At 37.0% G+C, this 22828-nt stretch carries 24 protein-coding genes; 20 read left to right on the forward strand and 4 right to left on the reverse strand.

Features of this window, described 5'->3' with window-relative positions:
- Nucleotides 1–113: 113 nt before the first annotated feature.
- Nucleotides 114–2708, reverse strand: coding sequence for an ATP-dependent chaperone ClpB (gene clpB / locus LKL37_RS22660; protein WP_431612522.1), 2595 nt, complete (start codon nucleotides 2706–2708; stop codon nucleotides 114–116).
- Between the two features lie 368 nt (nucleotides 2709–3076).
- On the opposite strand from clpB, the gene LKL37_RS22665 reads away from it, so the two are divergent.
- Nucleotides 3077–3655, forward strand: a complete 579-nt coding sequence (locus LKL37_RS22665) for a TetR/AcrR family transcriptional regulator (protein WP_431612523.1) — start codon at nucleotides 3077–3079, stop codon at nucleotides 3653–3655.
- A gap of 18 nt (nucleotides 3656–3673) precedes the next feature.
- Here the strand turns inward: LKL37_RS22665 and LKL37_RS22670 are convergent, their stop codons facing one another.
- Nucleotides 3674–3862 carry a hypothetical protein gene (locus LKL37_RS22670; protein ID WP_431612524.1) on the reverse strand — a complete coding sequence of 63 codons (189 nt, stop codon included), beginning with the start codon at nucleotides 3860–3862 and terminating at the stop codon, nucleotides 3674–3676.
- A gap of 114 nt (nucleotides 3863–3976) precedes the next feature.
- On the opposite strand from LKL37_RS22670, the gene LKL37_RS22675 reads away from it, so the two are divergent.
- The 18 genes from LKL37_RS22675 (at nucleotide 3977) to LKL37_RS22760 (ending at nucleotide 20307) form a co-directional block, all read left to right on the forward strand.
- A complete protein-coding gene (locus LKL37_RS22675; RefSeq protein WP_431612525.1) occupies nucleotides 3977–5293 on the forward strand; it encodes a phenylacetate--CoA ligase family protein in 1317 nt (438 codons plus the stop codon).
- A complete protein-coding gene (locus tag LKL37_RS22680) occupies nucleotides 5293–6378 on the forward strand; it encodes a 2Fe-2S iron-sulfur cluster-binding protein (protein WP_431612526.1) in 1086 nt (361 codons plus the stop codon). Before LKL37_RS22675 ends, LKL37_RS22680 begins: the two co-directional genes overlap by 1 nt.
- Nucleotides 6379–6492: 114 nt before the next feature.
- A complete protein-coding gene (gene paaA, locus LKL37_RS22685; RefSeq protein WP_431612527.1) occupies nucleotides 6493–7431 on the forward strand; it encodes a 1,2-phenylacetyl-CoA epoxidase subunit PaaA in 939 nt (312 codons plus the stop codon).
- Between the two features lie 112 nt (nucleotides 7432–7543).
- Entirely contained in the window at nucleotides 7544–7825 is a 282-nt protein-coding gene (paaB, locus tag LKL37_RS22690) for a 1,2-phenylacetyl-CoA epoxidase subunit PaaB (protein WP_039364405.1), read from the forward strand.
- Nucleotides 7826–7855: 30 nt separating this feature from the next.
- Complete coding sequence (gene paaC / locus LKL37_RS22695; RefSeq protein WP_431612528.1) at nucleotides 7856–8644, forward strand: 1,2-phenylacetyl-CoA epoxidase subunit PaaC; 789 nt, start codon at nucleotides 7856–7858, stop codon at nucleotides 8642–8644.
- 133 nt (nucleotides 8645–8777) lie between these two features.
- On the forward strand, nucleotides 8778–9215 hold the full coding sequence (paaD, locus tag LKL37_RS22700) for a 1,2-phenylacetyl-CoA epoxidase subunit PaaD (RefSeq protein WP_394353421.1): 438 nt from the start codon (nucleotides 8778–8780) through the stop codon (nucleotides 9213–9215).
- Between the two features lie 142 nt (nucleotides 9216–9357).
- Complete coding sequence (locus LKL37_RS22705) at nucleotides 9358–10158, forward strand: enoyl-CoA hydratase/isomerase family protein (RefSeq protein WP_431612529.1); 801 nt, start codon at nucleotides 9358–9360, stop codon at nucleotides 10156–10158.
- A 59-nt stretch (nucleotides 10159–10217) separates the two neighbouring features.
- On the forward strand, nucleotides 10218–11351 hold the full coding sequence (locus LKL37_RS22710; RefSeq protein WP_431612530.1) for a 3-hydroxyacyl-CoA dehydrogenase NAD-binding domain-containing protein: 1134 nt from the start codon (nucleotides 10218–10220) through the stop codon (nucleotides 11349–11351).
- Nucleotides 11352–11440: 89 nt separating this feature from the next.
- Complete coding sequence (locus tag LKL37_RS22715; RefSeq protein ID WP_431612531.1) at nucleotides 11441–11749, forward strand: hypothetical protein; 309 nt, start codon at nucleotides 11441–11443, stop codon at nucleotides 11747–11749.
- A gap of 9 nt (nucleotides 11750–11758) precedes the next feature.
- Nucleotides 11759–12172 (forward strand): PaaI family thioesterase, encoded by a 414-nt coding sequence (locus LKL37_RS22720; RefSeq protein WP_431345829.1) that lies wholly within the window; start codon nucleotides 11759–11761, stop codon nucleotides 12170–12172.
- Between the two features lie 31 nt (nucleotides 12173–12203).
- Nucleotides 12204–12899: a DUF6624 domain-containing protein gene (locus LKL37_RS22725; RefSeq protein ID WP_431612532.1), complete on the forward strand. Its 696-nt coding sequence runs from the start codon at nucleotides 12204–12206 to the stop codon at nucleotides 12897–12899.
- A 59-nt stretch (nucleotides 12900–12958) separates the two neighbouring features.
- Nucleotides 12959–14164, forward strand: coding sequence for a 3-oxoadipyl-CoA thiolase (gene pcaF / locus LKL37_RS22730; protein ID WP_431612533.1), 1206 nt, complete (start codon nucleotides 12959–12961; stop codon nucleotides 14162–14164).
- A gap of 95 nt (nucleotides 14165–14259) precedes the next feature.
- Entirely contained in the window at nucleotides 14260–14853 is a 594-nt protein-coding gene (locus LKL37_RS22735; protein ID WP_109714332.1) for a transferase hexapeptide repeat family protein, read from the forward strand.
- An 18-nt stretch (nucleotides 14854–14871) separates the two neighbouring features.
- A complete protein-coding gene (locus tag LKL37_RS22740) occupies nucleotides 14872–15699 on the forward strand; it encodes an alpha/beta hydrolase (RefSeq protein WP_431612534.1) in 828 nt (275 codons plus the stop codon).
- Between the two features lie 144 nt (nucleotides 15700–15843).
- Complete coding sequence (gene paaZ, locus LKL37_RS22745; RefSeq protein ID WP_431612535.1) at nucleotides 15844–18339, forward strand: phenylacetic acid degradation bifunctional protein PaaZ; 2496 nt, start codon at nucleotides 15844–15846, stop codon at nucleotides 18337–18339.
- 201 nt (nucleotides 18340–18540) lie between these two features.
- Complete coding sequence (locus LKL37_RS22750; RefSeq protein WP_165790536.1) at nucleotides 18541–18702, forward strand: bacteriocin-like protein; 162 nt, start codon at nucleotides 18541–18543, stop codon at nucleotides 18700–18702.
- A 145-nt stretch (nucleotides 18703–18847) separates the two neighbouring features.
- Complete coding sequence (locus LKL37_RS22755; RefSeq protein WP_431612536.1) at nucleotides 18848–19618, forward strand: DUF4241 domain-containing protein; 771 nt, start codon at nucleotides 18848–18850, stop codon at nucleotides 19616–19618.
- A 2-nt stretch (nucleotides 19619–19620) separates the two neighbouring features.
- Nucleotides 19621–20307, forward strand: a complete 687-nt coding sequence (locus LKL37_RS22760) for an SMUG2 DNA glycosylase family protein (RefSeq protein WP_431612537.1) — start codon at nucleotides 19621–19623, stop codon at nucleotides 20305–20307.
- 84 nt (nucleotides 20308–20391) lie between these two features.
- On the opposite strand, the gene LKL37_RS22765 is transcribed toward LKL37_RS22760, so the two are convergent.
- Nucleotides 20392–21213: a T9SS type A sorting domain-containing protein gene (locus tag LKL37_RS22765; RefSeq protein ID WP_431612538.1), complete on the reverse strand. Its 822-nt coding sequence runs from the start codon at nucleotides 21211–21213 to the stop codon at nucleotides 20392–20394.
- Between the two features lie 34 nt (nucleotides 21214–21247).
- Nucleotides 21248–21799 carry a phage tail protein gene (locus tag LKL37_RS22770; protein WP_431612539.1) on the reverse strand — a complete coding sequence of 184 codons (552 nt, stop codon included), beginning with the start codon at nucleotides 21797–21799 and terminating at the stop codon, nucleotides 21248–21250.
- A gap of 258 nt (nucleotides 21800–22057) precedes the next feature.
- On the opposite strand from LKL37_RS22770, the gene LKL37_RS22775 reads away from it, so the two are divergent.
- On the forward strand, nucleotides 22058–22822 hold the full coding sequence (locus tag LKL37_RS22775; RefSeq protein WP_431612540.1) for an enoyl-CoA hydratase/isomerase family protein: 765 nt from the start codon (nucleotides 22058–22060) through the stop codon (nucleotides 22820–22822).
- Nucleotides 22823–22828: the final 6 nt, after the last annotated feature.

Genomic DNA, 22828 nt, shown 5'->3' on the forward strand with positions numbered 1-22828 from the left:
ATAGTAAATATAATTATATTTCACTTAATAAGGATAAATTAGATAAAAAATAAGTGCTGCAGATTATTCTACAGCACTTATCCACAAAAATAATGTATATGAAAAAAACTATTTTATTGTTCAGTAGGTCTGAAAACCAAACCTGTTTCTACGAAGTAATCCAGAGTGATTCTGTCTCCATCGTTTACGTTTCCTGCAAGAATTTCTTTAGACAGTTTGTTTAATACTTCCTGTTGGATCACTCTTTTCAGTGGTCTTGCTCCGAAGGCAGGATCATATCCTTTATTCATCAGATAATCTACCGCATCCTGAGTGAAAGTCATGATAATGTTTCTTTTAGATAGCATTTCATTGAATCCTCTCAACTGGTACTGTACGATTTTTCCGATTTCTTTTTTTCTTAAAGGCTGGAACAGTACAATCTCGTCAATTCTGTTCAGGAATTCCGGACGCAGCGTCTGTTTCAAAAGATCAAAAACTTCGTCTTTTGTTTTATCCACAATTTCATCCTGATTTTCCTCCGTAAGATTTTCAAAATTTTCCTGAATCAGATGTGAACCTAAATTCGAGGTCATAATGATGATAGAATTCTTAAAATTCACCACCCGGCCTTTATTATCTGTCAGACGTCCATCATCCAAAACCTGAAGTAAGGTATTGAAAACATCTGGGTGTGCTTTTTCAATTTCATCTAAAAGCACTACGGAATAAGGTCTTCTTCTTACTGCTTCAGTCAATTGTCCACCCTCATCATAGCCTACGTATCCCGGAGGCGCTCCTACCAATCTTGAAACACTGTGACGTTCCTGATATTCACTCATATCAATTCTGGTCATATTGTTTTCATCATCGAATAAGAATTCAGCCAATGCTTTTGCTAGCTCAGTTTTACCAACCCCGGTTGTTCCCAGAAATAAGAAAGATCCGATAGGTTTTTTATCATCGCTCAATCCGGCTCTGTTTCTTCTGATAGCATCCGCAACAGCCTGAATCGCTTCATCCTGTCCAACCACTCTGTGATGCAGCTCAGATTCAAGATTTAATAATTTATCTCTTTCTGATTGTAATAATTTGGTTACAGGAATACCTGTCCATTTACCAATCACCTCAGAGATATTTTCTGCAGTAACCTCTTCTTTGATCAGTTCATTCTGATGATTCTGCATTTCCAGTTCCATTTTGCTGAGTTCCTCTTCTTTTTCACGAAGTTTTCCGTATTGGATCTCTGCTACCTTTGCATAATCTCCGGTTCTGGAAGCTCTTTCGGCTTCGTGTTTCAGAGATTCAATATCTTTTTTGATCTGGGTAAGATCTTCACTTTTTTGTTTTTCTTTCAGCCACTTTGCGTTGATCTCATTTCTCTGCTCGGAAATTTTAGCAATATCCTCCTTCAAATGATCAATTTTTGTCTGATTGCCTTCTCTTGAGATGGCTGCCAGTTCAATTTCCAGCTGCATCAGCCTTCTGTCCAGAACGTCGAGCTCTTCCGGTTTGGAATTGATTTCCATTCTCAGTTTTGCAGAAGCTTCATCAATAAGGTCAATAGCTTTATCCGGTAAAAAACGGTCTGAAATATATCTTTGAGACATTTCCACAGCCGCAATAATTGCCTCATCTTTGATTCTTACTTTGTGGTGAGCCTCATATTTGTCTTTAATACCACGAAGGATAGAAATGGCAGATTCAGTATCCGGTTCTTCCACCATTACTTTCTGGAAACGTCTTTCCAACGCTTTATCTTTTTCAAAATACTTTTGATATTCGTTCAAAGTAGTAGCTCCAATTGCTCTTAATTCCCCTCTTGCTAAAGCTGGTTTTAAGATGTTGGCAGCATCCATAGCTCCTTCACCGCCTCCGGCTCCTACCAACGTGTGGATCTCGTCGATGAAAAGAATAATCTGTCCGTCAGACTTGATGACTTCATTCACAACAGATTTTAAACGCTCTTCAAACTCACCTTTATATTTTGCTCCGGCAATCAAAGCTCCCATATCCAATGAGAATAAAGTTTTATCCATCAGGTTTTCAGGAACGTCACCGTTGATAATTCTATGGGCGATTCCCTCAGCAATTGCAGTTTTACCTACACCCGGTTCCCCGATAAGGATTGGGTTGTTTTTTGTTCTTCTTGAAAGAATCTGTAAAACCCTTCTGATTTCTTCATCACGCCCGATTACAGGATCCAGTTTTCCTTCTGCAGCTAATTCGTTGAAGTTTTTAGCATATTTATTTAAGGATTGATAAGTCTCTTCTGAACTTGCAGAAGTGGCCTTGCTTCCTTTTCTTAATTCTTTGATAGCACCTTCCAGCAGATTTTTGGTTACCCCCATATCTTTCAGCATTTTGGATACTTCAGAGCTGGTTTCCAAAAGAGATAGCCATAAATGTTCAATCGTTACATATTCGTCACCCATTTTCTTAGCGATATTGGGTGCATCCAGCAATACTTTGTTGGCAGATTGTGAAAGATAAATATTTCCTCCCTGTACTTTTGGAAGTTTTTCTAAATTTTCACGGTTGCGCTCTCTTACTAAATTAGCATCTGCTTCAGATTTTTTCAGTAAGAAAGGCGATATATTTTCATCCACCTGGAAGATTCCTTCAAGGAGATGTTGAGGTTCAATACTTTGGTTGCCAAGTTCCATAGCAACCTGTTGTGCCGCCTGGATGGCTTCCTGTGATTTTACAGTATATTGGTTTAAGTTCATATTTTATATATTTTTGGTAATGATTCGTTTAAAGTTTAGTTTTAAAAAACATCAAGAAACTAAATTTCAAGGCTCAGTTTCTTAATGCCATCAATTATTTAATCATTTATTCGATGACTGTATCGCAAAAACTGTTCAATTATTAAATTTACAAAAAAATAGGACAAATTTTCCGGATATTGTATTTTTAACGGAAATTTAACTTGACAAATTTTCCGATTTCGCAATTATTTCTCAGAAATCTTGAACAAAAAGTCATAACAGGGTAAAATAATCTAACAGCAAAGGATAAGATGAAGAGTCTTTTTCATTTTTTGATTAAAAAACAAGCAGTTTGAATCAGAATAATTACTTTTGCATTTTACCAGATGGAATTAAAAGAAAAACAGAGAAAAATATTAGATGTAGCAGTAGAACTTTTCAAAGAGAAAGGGTATATGGGGAGTTCTGTAAGGGACCTGGCTACGAAACTCAATATCAAAGCAGCATCACTGTATGCACATATTCGTTCAAAGGAAGAAATTTTGGAATGGATTTGTTTTGGCATTGCTCAGGAGTTTTTCGATGAACTTCAGGAAGTAAAAAATACAGACATTGCTCCGAGAGAAAAACTGAATCTTCTATTGGATAAACACTTATCTGTTGTTCTTAAAAATCGCGATGTTACTCATATTTATTCCAATGAATGGCGACATCTGGAAGAAAAACTTCCCGAATTTGTAGAATTAAGAAAAAACTATCAGCAGGAAGTTGAAGAACTGATTTCCGAAATCTACAAAGCTGAAAACTGGGAGCTGAAATCACCATCGTTTACTACAAGATTTATCCTTCATACTTTAAACAATTCCTATTTCTGGTTCAAAAGAAGTAGTGATTCTACTGATGCAATTACTGATGAAATCAGGGATAAGATTCTTTTTGGTCTGTTGGGAAATCAGAAAAAATAACCACTTTGTTGTCATTGACTACGTCGAATCTTCGATTTCTGACGAAGGAAGAATCTCATAATTATGCTGTTTGGTCATGAATTTTAATACTGCGTTTGTTATTTCGGGATAGAGAAATTGATTCATATATTTAATAAGAGTTTCTTCTCTACACTTCTGAACTACATTCGCAGACTTGCAGTCTGTGCTCAGAATGACATTGGGCATAATTTTAACTATCTTTCTTATTTAGAATCATTCAAAATATGACAAAAGTCATAAAAATTTTGCCAGCTAGCAAAATCTTTTTAAATTTACACCTAACAAATGTTAGTTAGTTTTATGGATTTTTCAGTTGAATATCTGGAGCTGGGTCAGTTGAGACAGCTTCAATCCGACCGGTTGATCAGCTTGATCAGCTATTTGGGAGAGAAGTCGGAATTTTATAAAAAGAAATTTGATGAATTGCAAGTATCTCCGCAGGATATAAGGTCGATTGAGGATATCGCTAAACTTCCTATTACTTACAAACAGGATTTAAGAGATAACTATCCGTTCGGGTTATTTACCGTTCCGAAAAATGAGCTTCAGCGTATTCACTGCTCAAGCGGGACTACGGGAAAACCAACGGTAGTAGGGTATACCAAAGAAGATGTAGATCTTTTCAGTGAAGTAGTGGCGAGATCTTTACATGCTGCAGGAGCAAGACCGGGAATGCAGCTGCATAATGCGTATGGTTACGGAATTTTCACAGGAGGCTTAGGACTTCATTACGGAGCGGAAAAGCTGGGAATGAGTGTTCTTCCTATTTCCGGAGGGATGACGGCAAGACAGGTAGACCTGATTGTGGATTTTAAACCGGAAGTGATTTGCTGCTCACCTTCATACGCTTTAACGATTGCGGATGAGTTTGCAAAAAGAGGAATTTCTGCAGAGGAGATCAGTCTAAAATATGCAGTATTAGGTTCAGAACCATGGACAGAAATTATCAGAGGACACATTGAAGAAAAATTAGGTGTTCATGCAACCAATATTTATGGTTTAAGTGAAATTATCGGACCTGGAGTTTCAATGGAGGATTTTGAAGAGAAAGGCGGATCTTATATATGGGAAGATCATTTTTATCCTGAGATTTTAGATCCATTGACCAAGCAGCCGGTTCCTTTTGGGGAAGAAGGTGTATTGGTGATTACCACTTTAACCAAAAAAGCGATGCCGCTTTTACGTTACTGGACCAATGATATTACAAGTCTTTATTATGATGAAAATGCCAAAAGAACAATGGTGAAAATGAAACCCATTGTTGGCAGAGCAGATGATATGCTGATCGTAAGAGGAGTAAATGTATATCCAAGTCAGATTGAAGATGCTTTTTCTTACGTAAAAGGGGTGATTCCGAACTACTATCTGACACCTGTAGAGAAAGAACATATGTGTATCGCTTTGGATATTGATGTTGAAATAGATGATGAACTGGTAAATTCTCAGAAAATAGAAGCCAATACCGATGATTATTTTAATTTTGTCGGGAATTTTGGAAAAAATATAGAAAACGAAATAAAAAAGAGGGTAGGGATTACTACGAAAGTAAAAGTTCATGCTCAGGACAGCCTGCCAAAGTGCGAAGGTGGAAAAATTAATAGAATACTAAAAAAATAATGAATTCATTTTATAAACTTAAAACAGTTAAAGTTCAGAAAGATACTTCCGAAGCAGTGAATGTGGCGGTAGAAATCCCTGAAGAACTGAAAGATAAGTTCAGATTCAAACAAGGGCAGTATCTGAATTTCCGAATGACAATCAACGGAAATGAAGAAAGACGTTCTTACTCTATCTGCAATGCTCCAAGTGAAAAAGGCAATACGCTGGAAGTATTGGTGAAATTGCTTGAAGGTGGAAAAGTATCAGGCTATTTCAATGAACATCTTCACATGGATGAAGTGCTGGAAGTAATGCCTCCCATGGGTGGTTTCAACACTTCATATCACCCGACAAACGTGAAAACTTACGTTGGCCTGGCTGCAGGAAGCGGAATTTCCCCTGTTTTATCCAATATTAAAGAAAGCCTTTATCAGGAACCGAATTCAAATGCTTATTTGTTCTACAGCAACAGAAGCATGAATCATGTGATGAAAAAAGGTGAAATCGATAAATTGGTGGAATCTTTTAACGGCAGATTGAAAGTTGTTTATTTAGTAAGCCGTGAAAAACACGAAGACCCGATTTTTGAAGGAAGAATTTCTCCTGAGAAATTAGATTTACTGTTTGAAAGATATACAGATATCGACGTAAAAGAAGCTACCTATTTCATTTGCGGACCTGCGGAAATGATTAAGGGGATTGCAGACTATCTGAAGAAAGATAAAAAAGTACCTGCTATTCAGGTTTTATTTGAGTATTTCACCGCTCCGGATGAAGAAAATACGGAGGAAATGAGTGATGAATTCAAAGCAATTGCCAATATTGAAAGTATGGTAACGGTAATCATTGATGATGATGAATATTCGTTCCACCTTAATTCTAAAAAAGAGAGTATCTTAGATAAAGCATTGAAAGATCAGCTTCCGGTTCCTTTCGCATGTAAAGGAGGCGTTTGCTGTACGTGTAAGGCGCAGGTTCTGGAAGGAGAGGTTTTCATGGAGAAAAACTATGCACTTACCGAAGAAGAAGTGGCCAGAGGCTTCGTTCTTACCTGCCAATGTCACCCTACAACGAATGTGGTGATGCTTAATTATGATGTGTAAGACAATTTGAAAATGAGAAAGTGTGCTAATTTGAAAATGTAACTAATGCAGATTAATTTTCAAATTTCCGAATTCTCAAATTCTCAAATTATTTAATTTTCAAATTCAAAAAAGATGGACTTAGAAAAATTTGTTCAATACGTTCACGAAGAAAATAAAGTAGAGCCAAAAGATGTAATGCCGGATGATTACAGAAAATTATTGGTTCGTCAGATTTCACAGCACGCGCATTCCGAGATTGTAGGAATGCTACCGGAAGCTAACTGGATTTCCAGAGCACCTTCATTGAGAAGAAAAATGGCTCTTTTAGCAAAAGTTCAGGATGAGGCAGGTCACGGTTTATACCTTTACTCTGCCACTGAGACGTTAGGAAACGGAACTATCAGAGCAGATAGAGACGCTACTTATGATGATATGCTGGAAGGAAAGGCAAAATATTCAAGTATTTTCAACTATCCTACCTTAAGTTGGGCCGATATCGGTGCAATCGGTTGGTTGGTTGATGGTGCTGCCATTATGAACCAGGTAATGCTGATGGGGAATTCTTATGGTCCTTATTCGAGAGCAATGGTGAAGATCTGTAAAGAAGAATCTTTCCACCAAAGACAAGGCTATGAGATTCTGATGGCATTGTGCCGTGGTACCAAACAGCAGAAAGAAATGGCTCAGGCTTCATTAAACCGTTTCTGGTGGCCTGCTCTGATGATGTTTGGACCTAATGATGACAGCTCGCCAAACTCTAAAATCTCTATGAATTACAGAGTAAAAAGAGAAAGTAACGATAACCTTCGTCAGAGATTTATCGATGTTACCGTTTCTCAGGCTGAATTCTTAGGATTAACCATTCCGGATAAAGACCTGAAATGGAATGAGGAAAGACAACATTATGATTTCGGAGAACTTCCTTGGGATGAATTCATGGAAATTTTAAAAGGAAACGGACCTTGCAACAAAAAGCGTATCGAAACCAAGAGAAAAGCGCAAAGAGAAAATTCTTGGGTAAAAGAAGCAGCAGCGGCTTTTGCAGAAAAACAACAAAAAGAAGTAATATAATAATGTAACAATATACCAATGTAAAAATGTAACAATCATTGTCGTGCTGAGCTTGTCGAAGCATCTCATTGTTAAACTGGTACACTGATACATTGTTAAATTAATTTTAATTATGGCAAATTTAGATATGTGGGAAGTGTTTATTCAGACTAAACCGGGATTATCTCACAAACACGTTGGAATTGTACAGGCACCAACAGCAGAAATGGCTTTGCAGAATGCAAGAGACGTTTATACTAGAAGAAAAGAAGGAACTTCTGTTTGGGTAGTTCCAAGCAAATATATTGTGACTTCAGAAGGGGTGGATAAAGAAGCTTTCTTCGATCCGGCTGATGATAAACTTTACCGTCACCCAACGTTCTACGACATTCCAAACGACGTAAAAAATATGTAAAATAGCTAATGGCTATTAGCTGCTTGCAATTTGCCAAAAGCTATATGCCAAAAGCCAAAAGCTAAAACAATGAACCCATTATATAATTATTTATTAAAACTAGCAGACGACAGTTTCATTATGGGACAGCGTTTGTCTGCATGGTGTGGTGAAGGTCCTTACTTAGAGGAAGATATTGCATTGACAAATATTGCGTTGGATGAACTGGGGCAGGCTAATAACTTTTATGTTTACGCTTCAAGAGTGATTGACAACGGTAAAAATGAAGATGATATCGCATTTTTAAGATACGAGCATGAATATGTGAATGCACATTGGGTAGAACTTTCTAACGAAGATTATGCTCACACGATTCTGAAAGTATATGTATTATCTGTATATCAGAAACTGATGTATGAAGCACTATCAAATTCTGCTGATGAAGAGCTTTCTGCAATTGCTCAAAAATCATTAAAAGAAGTAAGATATCACTATACTCATGCTGCATCCTGGATGAAAATCTTTGCGCAGGGAACAGAAGAAAGCCGTGAACGTTTAGTGAAAGCTATTGAAAATATCTGGGAATATACAAAAGGTCTTTTCGCTAAAACAGAAGGCGAAGATGATCTTGTTGCTTTGAATATTGCTCCCAATGTAGATGCTCTTTATGAAGAGTTCCTTACCATTACGAAGAAAGATTTCGCAGATTTCGGTTTAGAATATCCGGAGAATCCTTTCATGCAGCCAAAATCAAGAACAGGATATCATACAGAGTATTTCGGATTTATTCTTTGTGAGCTTCAGTATATGCAGAGAGCATATCCTGGGTGTACGTGGTAAATTATTCTTGTTGACTTTGCTAAGTGAAATGCCTTTGCGAACTCAAAACATTTAGCCGTCAAAAAAATCTTAGCGCACTTTGTGTTAAAAAAATACGATAAAAAGATTGAAAAATCCTTTAGAAATATTAGAAATGGTTCCTGATCCGGAAATTCCGGTAATCAATATCGTGGAATTGGGTATTGTAAGAGAAGCGAAAATTACCAGCGAAAATTCTTGTGAAGTAACAATTACGCCCACTTATTCTGCCTGTCCCGCTATGTTTACCATTGAGGAAGACATCATGAAAATCATGAAAGAAAACGGATGGGATGCAAAAGTAGTAACCAAGATGTTTCCGATCTGGACAACAGACTGGATTACTGATGAAGCGAGAGAAAAACTTCGTGTTTACGGAATCACACCTCCCGAAAAAGGGGCAGACGAGCATCACATTGGGAAACCGAAAAAATGTCCGCGTTGCGGTTCTGAGCATACCAAGCAGATCAGCAGATTTGGATCTACTTTGTGTAAGGCATCTTATCAGTGTTTAGACTGCCTGGAGCCATTTGATTATTTTAAATGTCATTGATGAGTTATTCATCAATCCACAACAAATTTTACGGCTATGCAAAGCATAACGAAGGAATTGTTAGAATGTTAAATTATTAGACGGTTACATTAATTTATATTGTTAAATTAGTGCGTTGTTAAATAATAAATTAATAAAAACTATGTATACACAACTCGATATTGAAACGCATTTTGACGGGAAGCTTAAAATCGCTTATCTTAATCAACCGGAAACCATGAACGCCCTTACCAAGCCGGCTTTATCAGATCTTAGAGATTTTGTTAAAGAATGCAGTGAAGACGAAACAGTAAGATGTGTTGCCATTTCCGGAAGAGGAAGAGCGTTCTGCTCAGGTCAGAATCTGGATGAAGCTTTTGTGGTAGGCAAAGAACACCACGATCATGACATCATCAGAAAAATTGTGGTAGACTATTATAACCCTTTAGTATTAGAAGTTACCCGTTGCAAAAAACCGGTTATTGCTTTAGTAAACGGCCCTGCAGTAGGAGCTGGGGCAATGTTGGCTTTAATCTCCGACTTCGTTTTAGCGAATGAGAAAGCCTATTTTGCTCAGGCGTTTTCAAATATCGGTTTGATTCCTGATACCGGAGGAACTTACTTCTTACCGAAACTTTTAGGCAGACAATTGGCCAATTATTTAGCATTTACAGGTAAAAAATTATCTGCAGAAGAATCAAAAACTCATGGTCTTGTAGCTGAAGTTTTCACTGAGGAAGAATTCGTTCCAAAATCTATGGAAATTCTTGAAAGAATGGCAAACATGCCGACAGCGGCTCTTAAGCTTACGAAAAAGGCTTTTGCCAGTTCTTATACTAACACATTGAAAGAACAGCTGGAACTGGAAGGAGATCTTCAGCAGGAAGCAGCAGGTACAGAAGACTTCATTGAAGGAGTAAATGCCTTTTTACAGAAAAGAAAACCTAATTATAAAGGAAAATAATTAATTTGAAATGAGTTAATTTTCAAATTAACTCATTTTCAAATTTTCAAATTTAAAATATGAATGTAGGAATTATCGGTGCCGGAACGATGGGAATCGGCATTGCACAAGTAGCCGCAACGAACGGATGTAAAGTTTGGGTGTATGACGCCAACGCAAAACAAGTAGAAACGGCAACAGTAGGTTTGGAAAAAACATTAACCAAATTGGTTGATAAACAAAAAATTTCAGGAGAGAAAATGACTGAAATTTTAGCTAATATTTCCATTGCTACAGAATTGAAGGATTTCAAAGATTGTGAACTCATTATTGAAGCCATCATAGAAAATAAAGAGATCAAAACCAAAGTGTTTACAGAACTTGAAAACTATGTTTCAGAAAGCTGTATCATCAGTTCCAATACCTCATCTATTTCTATCACCTCTCTTGGTGCAGAACTAAAGAAGCCGGAGCGTTTCATCGGAATTCACTTTTTCAATCCGGCTCCATTGATGCCTTTAGTGGAAGTTATTCCATCCTTATTAACAGAAAATACGTTAGCAGAAAAAATATACAACCTCATGAAAGAATGGGGGAAAATGCCTGTTATTGCGAAAGATATTCCCGGGTTCATTGTCAACAGAATCGCCAGACCTTATTACGGAGAAGGCTTGAGAATTGTTGAAGAAAATATCGCAACACCAGAACAGGTGGATGAAGCTATGAAAACGTTGGGTAACTTCAAAATGGGACCTTTCGAATTGATGGACCTTATTGGAGTGGATGTCAACTTTGCCGTAACAACCACCGTTTACAAAGATTATTTCTACGATCCTAAATATAAACCCTCTTTATTGCAGCAAAGAATGTCTGAAGCCAAACTTCACGGCAGAAAAACAGGAAAAGGTTTCTACGATTACAGCGAGGGAGCAGAAAAACCTGTAGCTCAAAAAGACGATGCCTTATACCAGCAGATCTTTTTAAGAATCATATCAATGTTGATCAACGAAGCGGTTGAAGCTAAAAGATTAGGGGTTGCCAATGACGAAGATATTGAGCTGGCAATGCAGAAAGGAGTTAATTATCCAAAGGGATTATTAAGCTGGGGTAAAGAAATCGGGTATGCAAAAATTTCCGAAACTCTTCAGAACCTTTACGAAGAATATCAGGAAGAAAGATATAGACAAAGTCCTTTGCTTCGTAAAATGAATTAGATAATTTAAAAATGTGCTAATTTGAAAATTGATTATAATGGGTTTTCATTTTCAGATTTTCAAAATTATTTAATTTTCAAATTAAGATTATGAATATAGATGAATTCAGGGCTGAGCTGGAAACCAGGCTTTTAATTGAAAAACAGTATTTAACTCAGGAAGCTTCCTCTGTTGATGAGCAGGAAAGACTTGAGCTATTAGGAAAGTTTAATGAAAAATATAAAGAGCTGATCAAAAGATTAGCCAACGAAAACGGAATTGATTTAAATGAATCATATCCCTCTGAAAATTCATCAGACTTAGAAAGTCTTTCATACGAACAAATCATTCTGGGGAAAACAATGAATGTTTACGACAGACTATCCGATGAGCTGTATGAAGAAATAACAAACATATAATTAATAGAAATGAATCCAAGACAAGTAGCAGATTATATGTTCAATCAGGATGAGTTTTCCCAGTGGATGAATATCAAAATGATTGAAGTAAAAGAAAATTACTGTTTAATAGAAATGCCAATCAAGAAGGAGATGCTGAATGGGCTTAAGACAGTTCATGGCGGGGTTACCTTTGCATTTGCAGACTCTGCGCTGGCATTTTCTTCCAACAATACCGGAGATGCGGCTGTAGCATTGAACTGTATCATCAATTTTACCAAAGCAGGAAAAGAAGGTGATGTTTTCAGGGCAGAAAGTATTTTGGTGAATGATACGAGAAAAACAGCTGTTTATGATATTCAGATTACCAATCAAAATCAGGAGTTGATAGCAAAATTTGTAGGAACAGTCTACAAAATCGGGAAAAAAGTAACCGACTTATAAAAAACTAAAACCAGAAACCAGATTAAACAGAATGAAAAAAATAGTGGCACTGCTTTTCGGAATTTCAACTCTTCTGATCAACGCTCAACAGAAAGTGAACGAAGCTTTGAAAAAAGAACTTGATGATATCATGAAGGTGGATCAGGGATACAGAATGCTTTACACTTCTGATACAACGCCTGAAAAACAAAACGAGATCCTGAAAGATTTAAATATAGATCAAAAAGAATTTGAAAAGAGAGGATGGGAAATGGTGGCTGAGCATGATAGTCTGAATATGAAGACAATCGAACGTATTATTTCTCAACATGGTTATCCGGGAAAAACACTTGTGGGGGAACCTACCAATAGGGCTGCCTGGTATGTGATTCAGCATTCCACCAAAATTGCAAAATATATGCCTCTCATTAAAGAAGCCGGAAAAAAGAAAGAAATTCCGTTTACCTGGGTTGCTATGATGGAAGACCGGTATCTGATGAATCAGGACAAAGAACAGATCTACGGAACACAAGGAAAAGGCGAAATGATAAAAGATAAAGACGGAAAACAAATCTTTGTCAATTTTGTATGGCCTGTGAAAGATCTTAAGAATGTAAACAAAAGAAGAAAAGAAGCAGGGTTTGATTCCACCTTTGAAGAAAATGTCAAAAGAATGTTTGGTCCGGATTTTAAATATGAACCCTACACTTTACAAAAGGTTTTAGAACTAAGAAATAAAAACAAATAAATCGGAAAAAAGATGATGTGATGACTTTATATCCATTATCCTATTTTTAAAGTGAAATTATGAACAACGTATACATCATAGACTATGTCAGAACTCCCATCTCAAAACTGCAGGGAGGGTTATCAGAAGTAAGAGCCGATGATCTGGCTGCTATTGTTATTAAAGAAGTGGTAGCAAGAAATCCTGAAGTTCCTGTGGAAGAAATTGAAGACGTTATTTTTGGATGTGCCAATCAGGCAGGAGAAGATAACAGAAACGTTGCAAGAATGGGACTTTTATTAGCTGGTCTTCCTTACAAAATTGGAGGGGAAACCGTTAACAGGCTATGTGCTTCGGGGATGTCTGCTGTAGCAAATGCATTCCGTTCCATTGCTGCTGGAGAAGGAGAAATTTATATTGCAGGAGGAGTAGAGCATATGACACGTTCTCCTTATGTAATGTCAAAACCGAGTGCTGCTTTCGGAAGAGACAGCCAGATGTTTGATACTACTTTCGGATGGCGTTTCATCAACCCAAAAATGAAAGAATTATACGGGGTTGACGGAATGGGTGAAACTGCAGAGAATTTAGCAGACATGCACCAGATCAATAGAGAAGATCAGGATAAATTTGCCCTTTGGTCTCAGCAGAAAGCTACAAAAGCTCAGGAAAGCGGAAGACTGGCAGAAGAAATTGTAAAAGTTGAGATTCCTCAGAGAAAAGGAGATCCAATCGTTTTCGAAAAAGATGAATTCATTAAGCCTACCTCTTCAATGGAAGGGTTGGCAAAACTTCGTCCGGCTTTCAGAAAAGAAGGAACAGTAACGGCAGGAAATGCTTCAGGAATGAATGACGGTGCTGCTGCTTTGATTTTAGCAAGTGAAGAAGCTGTTAAGAAATATGGGTTGAAACCAAAAGCAAAAATTCTGGGATCTTCCGTAGCAGGAGTGGAACCAAGAATTATGGGAATCGGACCTGTAGAAGCTGCTCAAAAACTATTGAAAAGATTAAACCTTTCTCTGGAAGATATGGATATCATCGAACTCAATGAAGCCTTTGCAGCGCAGGCACTGGCTGTAACAAGAAGCTTAGGGTTGAAAGATGATGACACAAGAATAAACCCGAACGGAGGTGCTATTGCAATCGGTCACCCACTGGGAGTTTCCGGAGCCAGAATTGTAGGTTCTGCAGCAATAGAACTTCAGAAGCAGGATAAGAAATATGCATTGTGTACCCTTTGTATCGGTGTCGGGCAGGGATATGCAATGGTCATCGAAAAAGTATAATTAATTTGAAAGTGAGTTAATTTGAGAATTTGAAAATGTTTAAAGACATAATTAATTTTCAAATTAATTCATTCTCAAATTTTCAAATTAAAATTATGAACATCTACTCATACCACGGGATTCGTCCTATTATAAAACGAACTGCTTACATTCATCCGCAGGCAGTCATTATCGGGAATGTAGAAATAGGTGAAGAAGTATATATTGGTCCCAATGCAGTCATTCGTGGCGACTGGGGAAAAATTATCATTAAAGACGGAGCCAATGTACAGGAAAACTGTACACTTCACGTTTTCCCGAATATAGAAACCATATTGGAAGAATCTGCACATATCGGGCATGGAGCAATTATTCATTCTGGGCATATTGGAAAAAACTGTCTGATTGGAATGAATTCTGTGGTAATGGACAAAGCCTATATTGGTGACGAAAGTATTGTCGGAGCGTTGGCTTTTGTACCAGCCAATTTCAGATGTGAACCAAGAAAACTGGTGGTAGGAAGCCCTGCAAAAATTATCCGTGATGTCTCTGATGAAATGATTCACTGGAAAACAGAAGGAACAAAATTATATCAGGAGCTGGCAAGAGAAGGAAAAGAAGCCATTCTTCCTTGTGAACCTTTTACAGAATATGTTCAGCAGATCCCAACCAAAATTGTGGATTACAGCATCTGGGATGATATAAAATAATAACCATTACAATTAAATATGATTAAAAAAATTGCGCTTGCATGCAGCATAATGTTGGCGGTAGGTAGTACACTGTCAGCACAGATGGTTGCTACAAAACCGCTTACAATAGGAGAAGTGAGGACGATTAAGTCCAAAACATTAAATGAAGACAGAACGCTGAATATTTATCTTCCACAGGGATATGATAAATCAAAATCATACCCGGTGATCTATTTATTAGATGGAAGTATGAACGAAGATTTTATTCACGTTACAGGATTAGTACAATTCTTTAATCAAATGTATTCCATGCCGGAAACAATTGTAGTAGGAGTTGCTAATGTAGACAGAAAAAGAGACTTTACTTTTCATACGGATTTAAAAGACCTACAGAAAGACTATCCTACAACAGGACACTCTGATAAGTTTATTGCATTCGTTGAAAAAGAATTAAAACCTTACGTAGAAAGTCAGTTTAAAACGACAGACAAATACCTTTTTGGTCAGTCTTTGGGAGGACTTTTGGCAACAGAAATTCTATTGAAAAAACCGGAAATGTTCAATAACTATTTTATCATCAGTCCAAGTTTATGGTGGGATGACGAAAGTCTTTTAAAACAGGCACCACAACTACTTTCAAAATCTCCGGATACGAAAAAGTTTGTCTATGTTTCTGTAGGAAAAGGGGAACATCCGGTGATGATAAAAGATGTTGAAGCTTTCTACGATGTTTTGAAAAAAGCAGGAAAGAAAAACTGGACATTAGAATATAAAATGATGGAAACAGACAATCATGCAACCATTCTTCACAGAAGTTTATATGAAGGATTAGTGAAATTGTTTCCTTATCAGGAACCAAAATAAATAATAAATCTAATAATATGACAATGTAAAACTGTAATAATGACGCTTGTCATGCTGAGCATGAACTGAAGGTTTACGAACGTAGTTCATGAAGCATCTCAATGGTAAACTGTTACATTGCTACGTTGATAAATTAAATATTTTATGGAAAAGTTAAAAAACTATATCTACGGACAATGGGTAGAGGGTACCGGAAGCGGAGTTCCTTTGTACAATGCCGTTACAGGAGAACAGGTAGCTGTTTCCGATACAGAAGGGCTGAATTTTGAACAGGCTCTTGACTACGGAAGAACCGTAGGATATAAAAACCTTTCTTCAATGACTTTCTACGACCGCGGGGAAATGTTGAAAAAAGTGGCACTTTATCTGTTAGAAAGAAAGAAAAAATACTACGAATTATCATATAAAACAGGAGCTACACACGTTGATTCATGGGTGGATATTGAAGGGGGTTTCGGAACTTTCTTTACCTATTCCGGACTGGCAAAAAGAATGCTTCCCAATACTTCATTTTGGGTAGATGGAGACACTCAGAAGATTTCTGCGAATGGAACTTTCTTAGGAACTCACATTCTTACCCCTAGTGAAGGAGTTTCTGTACAGATCAACGCCTATAACTTTCCGGTATGGGGAATGTTGGAAAAACTATCCACTTCCTTATTGGCTGGTGTTCCTTCCATTGTAAAACCATCTCCTTTCGGATCTTATCTTACCAATGCGGTATTTCAGGATATGATTGAAAGTGGAGTATTGCCTGAAGGTGCCGTTCAGTTAGTCTGCGGAGAACCAGGAAATATTTTAGATTATGTACAGGACGGGGACTCTGTGTTATTCACAGGTTCTGCTCATACAGGAAGAAAATTAAAATCCCTTCCTTCTGTTGCAGGAAATGCAGTCCGTTTCAATATGGAAGCAGATTCATTGAACTGTTCAATCCTTGGATTGGAAGCAAAACCGGGAACTCCTGAATTCGACTTATTCATCAAAGAAGTTCGTAACGAAATGACCACGAAAGCAGGACAGAAATGTACTGCAATCAGAAGAATTATCGTTCCTGAGCACTTGATCGGTGATGTTCAGAATGCTTTGTCTAAAGCTTTGGATCAAACAAAAATCGGAAACCCTTTAAGCAGAGAAACCAAAATGGGATCTTTGGTGGGAAGACAACAGTATGAAGAAGTTCTGAGAAAAGTAAATCTATTAAAATCAGAAACAGAACTTGTCTATGACGGAAAACACGAGCTGGTAGATGCCAACTATGAAAATGGAGCATTTATGAGCCCGAAGCTATTCCTGAACGACAAGCCTTTCGAAAAAAATATCTCTCACGATGTAGAAGCTTTCGGGCCGGTATCTACATTAATGCCATATAAAGATGCTGAAGAAGCAGCTGCTCTGGCAAAAAGAGGAAAAGGAAGTTTGGTAGGATCTATCATTTCTCATGACGAGAATTTTATTGCAGAAACTTCATGGAAAATGGCTTCCCAGCATGGACGAATCTTTGTCCTGAACAGAGATAATGCAAAAGAAAGTACAGGTCATGGTTCTCCACTTCCAACATTAATGCATGGAGGTCCTGGTAGAGCAGGTGGTGGAGAGGAAATGGGCGGACTGAGCGGTCTTCATTTCTTCTTACAGAAAACAGCAATCCAGGGATCACCAGATGTGCTGAAAGCCATTACTAAAATTTATCAACAGGGAGCAGAGAAAAAATTCTCAGACAAACATCCTTTCCAGAAATATTTTGAGGAAGTAGAAGTAGGAGATTCTTTAGAAACAGCAGGAAGAACAGTTACTGATGCAGATATCGTCAACTTCTCCAATGTTTCATGGGATCATTTCTACGCGCATACAGATGCAACAAGTTTATCAGGGACAATTTTCGATAAAACGGTAGCTCACGGATATTTCATTCTTTCAGCAGCAGCAGGATTATTTGTTTCAGGGAAAAAAGGACCTGTAATTGCTAACTACGGATTAGAAGAATGCAGTTTCTTTAAACCTGTATATGCCGGAGATACCATCACGGTTTATTTAACCGCAAAAGAAAAAATCAACAGAGGAGTAAAAGGAAGAAATATTCCTTCCGGTGTTGTAAAATGGCTGGTTGAAGTAGTAAACCAAAGAGATGAGGTAGTTTGCGTGGCAACAATTTTAACATTAGTGGCAAAACAATCCCCTTTCATTGATCTGAATGTGAAAAATGTTCAGAAAATTTTGAATGGATTAACGGAAAGTACACCTTCTCTTTGGGGAAAAATGTCTCCACAGCAGATGATAGAACATCTTGAGCAGGCTGTATTGGTAAGTTTTGGAGAGCCTGAAGCAGAAAAATGCTTCACTCCGGAAGAAAATCTTGAAAAATGGCAGGATTCCCTTTACAACCACAGAGCAATGCCGAAAGAATTTACCGCTCCGTTCCTTCCGCAGGATGGCTCACTTCCGGAACTTAGACACAAGAATCTGGAAGCAGCAAAACTATCATTTATGGATAATGTGAAGAAATTTGTGATCTATTACAAAGAAAATCCACAGGCAGAACACATGAATTATGTTTTTGGAAAACTGAATAAAGAAATGTGGGAACTGATGCACAAAAAGCATTTTACCCACCACTTCCAACAGTTTGGATTAATTTAATTCAGTAAAATATAAGTTTAAAATCCCTTTCAGTAATTGAAAGGGATTTTTTAATGGACGATTACCCTTGACAAGGATGTTGGTTGATTGTAATGCGTTTTATTTCAGTTGGTTATTTTATTTTTATTTGAAAATGATTAACTTTAATAGGCGAAATCCGAAAAGCATATAGAGTAGGAGAGAATATCAAAACTAACCATTATGAAAAACTTAAAAAAACTTTCAAGACATGAGTTGAGATCTCTTAAAGGTTCCGGACCAAACTGGTCTTGTGCCCTTAATCCTTGTCCTCCCGGAACCTGTTGTCTTCCTGGAAGATGGCCAGATATTGCCAGAGCATGTTATATATGCGCTGATTCTTAGAATTTTTAAACTAAAAACAATACATAAAGCCGCAATTTCCTTGGATTGCGGCTTTATTTTATAATCTTTTGTTAAAAACCCTTTCCTGCTTGATCTCCTTAGATTTATTCATTATTTTCAAACTTAAAATCAATTCAAAAAAATAATGAACGAAAACTGGATGCAAAAATGGGAAGAAGTGAAAAATATTCTGGTTTGTCCTACAGATCTGGAAACATATTTTACTTCTGATGAAATTCTGGGGCAGAAAATGGAGACGATGAAAATCGGAAATGTTTCTCTTCCTTCAGGAAAAGTAGTGGTAAGAGACCCGTTGGTTTCTCTAAATGCCAATCAATCTCCTTATTTTATTCAGGCTCCGAAAGGAAATTTCCCTGTGACCATTGCTGTGGTAAAATCTGAAGATTGGGGAGAAAGATATGCTGTTGTAAAAGTTGAATTTACTAAAGAAAAGCCTGTTGTTTATAGAGAAGCCTTAGTCGGAATTGAAGAATTAGAGGGAGTAACTGAAGATGATTTTTTTGGTTTTGGAGTAGATGCTGGTTTAGGTTGTATTACCGATAAAGAGGTACTTCCTTTTGTAGATCAATTTGTAGATAAAATAGATGTCAACAATGTTTATGATGATTATTTCGCTGAGCTTTTTTCACAAAGCTATAAAGATAATCCTAACAATCAGAGAGAGGCGGGAGACTGGATCAATTGGATGATTCCTGATACCAATTATCAGATTCCCATGTTTGCTAGCGGTTTTGGAGACGGTACTTATCCTGTTTACTTTGCTTATGATGCTAACGAAGAAATTTGTGGTTTATATATTCAATTTATTGATGTTGAATTGGCTTTAAGTGACGATGATGAAGATGAAGACAATGACGACGATCAACCTGAAAATTTTATTTTTTCTAAAAACTAGATATGAATACAACTTTTGCTGACCACATCATAGAGTTCAATAAAGACCTGAGCTATAATGGAGGTCTTCCTGACGGTTTTGAAGTCTTGAATCCATATCTGGACAACCCCGAAACATTAACGGTGATGCAGAAGTTTTACCATAAATACTATAATGATTTTTCTCAAAGAAAATTTGTGATCGGAATTAACCCAAGCCGTCACGGAGCAGGAGTAACGGGTGTTCCGTTTACCGATACAAAAAGATTGGAAAGTGTCTGTGGAATAAAAATGAAATCTGCCCATACCCATGAAGTTTCTTCAGTTTTTATGTATGACATGATTGAAGAGTATGGGGGTGCTGATATTTTTTATAAAGATATCTATATCAATTCTCCTTTTCCGTTGGCTATTGTGAGAAAAACAAAAAACGGATCGCTTAATGCTAATTATTATGATGACAAGCAGCTATTCGAAGCGGTAAAAGATTTTATGATAGAATCTCTGAAGAAGCATATCAGCCTTAATCTCGATACATCAGAAGTTTTCGTCCTTGGTAAAAAGAATGCCGATTTTATTTCAAAATTAAATACAGAAGCAAAACTGTTCGATACAATGACAGTTCTGGAACATCCAAGATATATTCAGCAGTATAAATCAAAGGAAAAACAACTTTATATAGACAAGTATATTCTTGCATTGAAAAAATGACGAAATCCCTTTGTTGAAAGGGATTTGTCATTCATGAATTAGAATCTTTATAGGGATGTGGAACTTATGCGAAGTTGTATAAAATTAGTTCTTAATTACTTTGGTAGATTCCGTTGCTGTTCTGATAATATAAACTCCTTTTGGAAGCTCTGAAATATTGATCTCATTATTTCCCCTCTGAGTTTGTACTGTTTTCAGCGTTTTACCATCCAGACTGTAGATTTTAGCTTCACTTGCTTTTTCAGTAGTGATAGAAATAGGTCCGTTGGTTGGATTAGGATAAACGGTCAGGTCTTTTTTAATGCTTTTAGTTTCCGAGGTACCCAATACCAGATTAGTGTCTTTTACCCATGTGAAAGCATCGAGAGCTACATATCTGAATCCTCCGTTCGCAGTGATTTGAAGCTCATCAATCACAATGTTCGAGTAATTTTGCCCATTCAGATTCGTCAGGTCAATCAAAGTATATCCATTTGTACTTCCTAAGCTGGTTGCAAATCCGGTAGTTTTTGTTTGGGTAAACTTTGTCACCCCGCTTAGCTTTCCTGTTACAGTAATATTTCCTGATACATTCAGATCCAGATTCAATGCTGAAAGATACATCCAGAATCTGTTTACTTTAAACAAATTGGAAGTGGTCTTAATACTGAATGATGGTGGAGACTGAGAATCATTAGAATTATCAATATATCTGTTGTCATTTGCTGTTCCATTCCAGCCTGTTCCGGGGTAATTTCCCTGGATGTCAAAAACACTTACATGTGAAATGATGTTGAAAATAACTCCATTATCGGTGAAGCTTGTACTTCCGTTCGATTCCGTTTCAAATTGCTCTGTACTTGTCTGCCCGAATGAAAAAATTGAAATGAGCAGACTACAAATTGTTAAAAAAGTAGTGCTTTTCATGATTTTGGTTTTAAATTTTAGGTTATTATTGATATTAGCTTCTTGGAGGATAAATCCCCTCAACACATATAATATAATTTAAGCCAAGGTAAGGAGGCATATTATTTACAGGTAGATTTTGTCCTACATATACAATACTTTGAGCATTAATAGCAGTATCAGGGTTCGCGTTGTTTACATAGCTTGTAACAGCATTGAAGTCTCTTCCTACCTGATTTCCTGTAATGGCGATAGATGTTGTAGCGCTAGGGGTTGATGAATTGGCATTTTTGTTAGCTACTTTCAGCTGAAACCCACTTCCAAGACTTGGCATGTTGGATGCTAAAAGTGTGTTTTGTGTGGTACCAGCTACTACTCCTAAAGGATAAAATTCGTTGGCATTTACATTTCCGGCTCCTAAAGCCATACGCCCTTTTAAATTAGGTAATGCGAAAGTTGTGATGCCGTCTCCACCATATGTGGTTCCTAAAATAGAGAATAAAGCTGAATTTCTTGAAATAGCCAATAAGCTTCCGTCACAAAACATCCAGCCTCTAGGTGCGAAATTTCCTGCAAATAATTTTACGATTCCAATGTACTCGTCCATGATAATAAGTTTTTTAGTTTTAAATTTTCTTACTCTCTTATAGGCTTTTCAGATACCACCTTTTGGTTATTAATTCTTAGACCAAAGGAACAACTAATAGCGTTCGGGTACTAGAGTAGAAAATACCAAATTAAAGACTCCGTATTTCTACGTAAAGGATATCTTATAAAAGGTGTATTTATAATGGAATTTATCGTTTTTAAGTTTCTCAGAAAGAGTGGTATTTCGTATTTTTGTAAGAATCCAATAAAAATAAAAATGAGCGAATTTGTAGCATCAGAAATTAAAAATAATATTGCCGAGATCAGTTTCGGAACGCCCAAAAGCAACTCTCTTCCGGGAGCAATTTTAGAAAAACTGGCAGCAACCATCCTTGAAGAAGGTGCAAAGGATGAGGTGAAAGCTATTTTGGTGAAGAGTGACGGAGAGAAAGCATTCTGTGCAGGAGCAAGCTTTGATGAACTTTTAGCCATTGAAGAGTTGGAAGCTTCCACTCAGTTTTTCGGTGGTTTTGCAAAAGTTTTAAATGCTATGAGAAACTGTGGGAAAATCGTAGTGGTAAGAGTTCAGGGAAAAACAACTGGAGGTGGAGTAGGAATTGCCTGCGGAGCCGACTACTGTTTTGCAACAAAAGACTCTGCTTTGGCGCTTACAGAGATTAATCTTGGGATAGGACCTTTTGTTATCGGGCCTTATGTAGAAAGAAAAATCGGAAAATCACAATTCTCTGCTATGGCTATTGATGCAGACTTCAGATCTGCCGAATGGGCGGAGCAGCATAATGTCTACCATTCGGTTTCAGATTCTATTCAGGAAATGGATGAAAAATTGGAGAAATTTTTAGAGACTTTAGCCTCAAGAAGCAGCGATGCTTTAGCATTAATTAAAAAGGTTTCATGGGAAGGTACAGATCATTTTAACGAATTAATGCCTGCAAGAATTCATATGAGTGCAAGCCTTATTCTTGAAGATTCTGCAAAGAAAAACATTGAATCTATTAAAGAAAGGTTGAGAGTAAAATAATTTTCA

The organism is Chryseobacterium sp. 'Rf worker isolate 10' (assembly GCF_050753305.1).
GTDB lineage: Bacteria > Bacteroidota > Bacteroidia > Flavobacteriales > Weeksellaceae > Chryseobacterium.

Coding starts and splice junctions, on each gene's coding strand:
- LKL37_RS22675 (WP_431612525.1), top strand. CDS start 3,977: ATGGATTTTTCAGTTGAATATCTGGAGCTGGGTCAGTTGAGACAGCTT.
- LKL37_RS22775 (WP_431612540.1), top strand. CDS start 22,058: ATGAGCGAATTTGTAGCATCAGAAATTAAAAATAATATTGCCGAGATC.
- paaB (WP_039364405.1), top strand. CDS start 7,544: ATGGCAAATTTAGATATGTGGGAAGTGTTTATTCAGACTAAACCGGGA.
- LKL37_RS22710 (WP_431612530.1), top strand. CDS start 10,218: ATGAATGTAGGAATTATCGGTGCCGGAACGATGGGAATCGGCATTGCA.
- LKL37_RS22765 (WP_431612538.1), bottom strand. CDS start 21,213: ATGAAAAGCACTACTTTTTTAACAATTTGTAGTCTGCTCATTTCAATT.
- LKL37_RS22720 (WP_431345829.1), top strand. CDS start 11,759: ATGAATCCAAGACAAGTAGCAGATTATATGTTCAATCAGGATGAGTTT.
- LKL37_RS22670 (WP_431612524.1), bottom strand. CDS start 3,862: ATGCCCAATGTCATTCTGAGCACAGACTGCAAGTCTGCGAATGTAGTT.
- LKL37_RS22705 (WP_431612529.1), top strand. CDS start 9,358: ATGTATACACAACTCGATATTGAAACGCATTTTGACGGGAAGCTTAAA.
- LKL37_RS22735 (WP_109714332.1), top strand. CDS start 14,260: ATGAACATCTACTCATACCACGGGATTCGTCCTATTATAAAACGAACT.
- paaZ (WP_431612535.1), top strand. CDS start 15,844: ATGGAAAAGTTAAAAAACTATATCTACGGACAATGGGTAGAGGGTACC.
- LKL37_RS22760 (WP_431612537.1), top strand. CDS start 19,621: ATGAATACAACTTTTGCTGACCACATCATAGAGTTCAATAAAGACCTG.
- pcaF (WP_431612533.1), top strand. CDS start 12,959: ATGAACAACGTATACATCATAGACTATGTCAGAACTCCCATCTCAAAA.
- paaD (WP_394353421.1), top strand. CDS start 8,778: ATGGTTCCTGATCCGGAAATTCCGGTAATCAATATCGTGGAATTGGGT.
- LKL37_RS22740 (WP_431612534.1), top strand. CDS start 14,872: ATGATTAAAAAAATTGCGCTTGCATGCAGCATAATGTTGGCGGTAGGT.
- LKL37_RS22750 (WP_165790536.1), top strand. CDS start 18,541: ATGAAAAACTTAAAAAAACTTTCAAGACATGAGTTGAGATCTCTTAAA.
- clpB (WP_431612522.1), bottom strand. CDS start 2,708: ATGAACTTAAACCAATATACTGTAAAATCACAGGAAGCCATCCAGGCG.
- LKL37_RS22725 (WP_431612532.1), top strand. CDS start 12,204: ATGAAAAAAATAGTGGCACTGCTTTTCGGAATTTCAACTCTTCTGATC.
- LKL37_RS22665 (WP_431612523.1), top strand. CDS start 3,077: ATGGAATTAAAAGAAAAACAGAGAAAAATATTAGATGTAGCAGTAGAA.
- LKL37_RS22715 (WP_431612531.1), top strand. CDS start 11,441: ATGAATATAGATGAATTCAGGGCTGAGCTGGAAACCAGGCTTTTAATT.
- LKL37_RS22770 (WP_431612539.1), bottom strand. CDS start 21,799: ATGGACGAGTACATTGGAATCGTAAAATTATTTGCAGGAAATTTCGCA.
- LKL37_RS22755 (WP_431612536.1), top strand. CDS start 18,848: ATGAACGAAAACTGGATGCAAAAATGGGAAGAAGTGAAAAATATTCTG.
- LKL37_RS22680 (WP_431612526.1), top strand. CDS start 5,293: ATGAATTCATTTTATAAACTTAAAACAGTTAAAGTTCAGAAAGATACT.
- paaA (WP_431612527.1), top strand. CDS start 6,493: ATGGACTTAGAAAAATTTGTTCAATACGTTCACGAAGAAAATAAAGTA.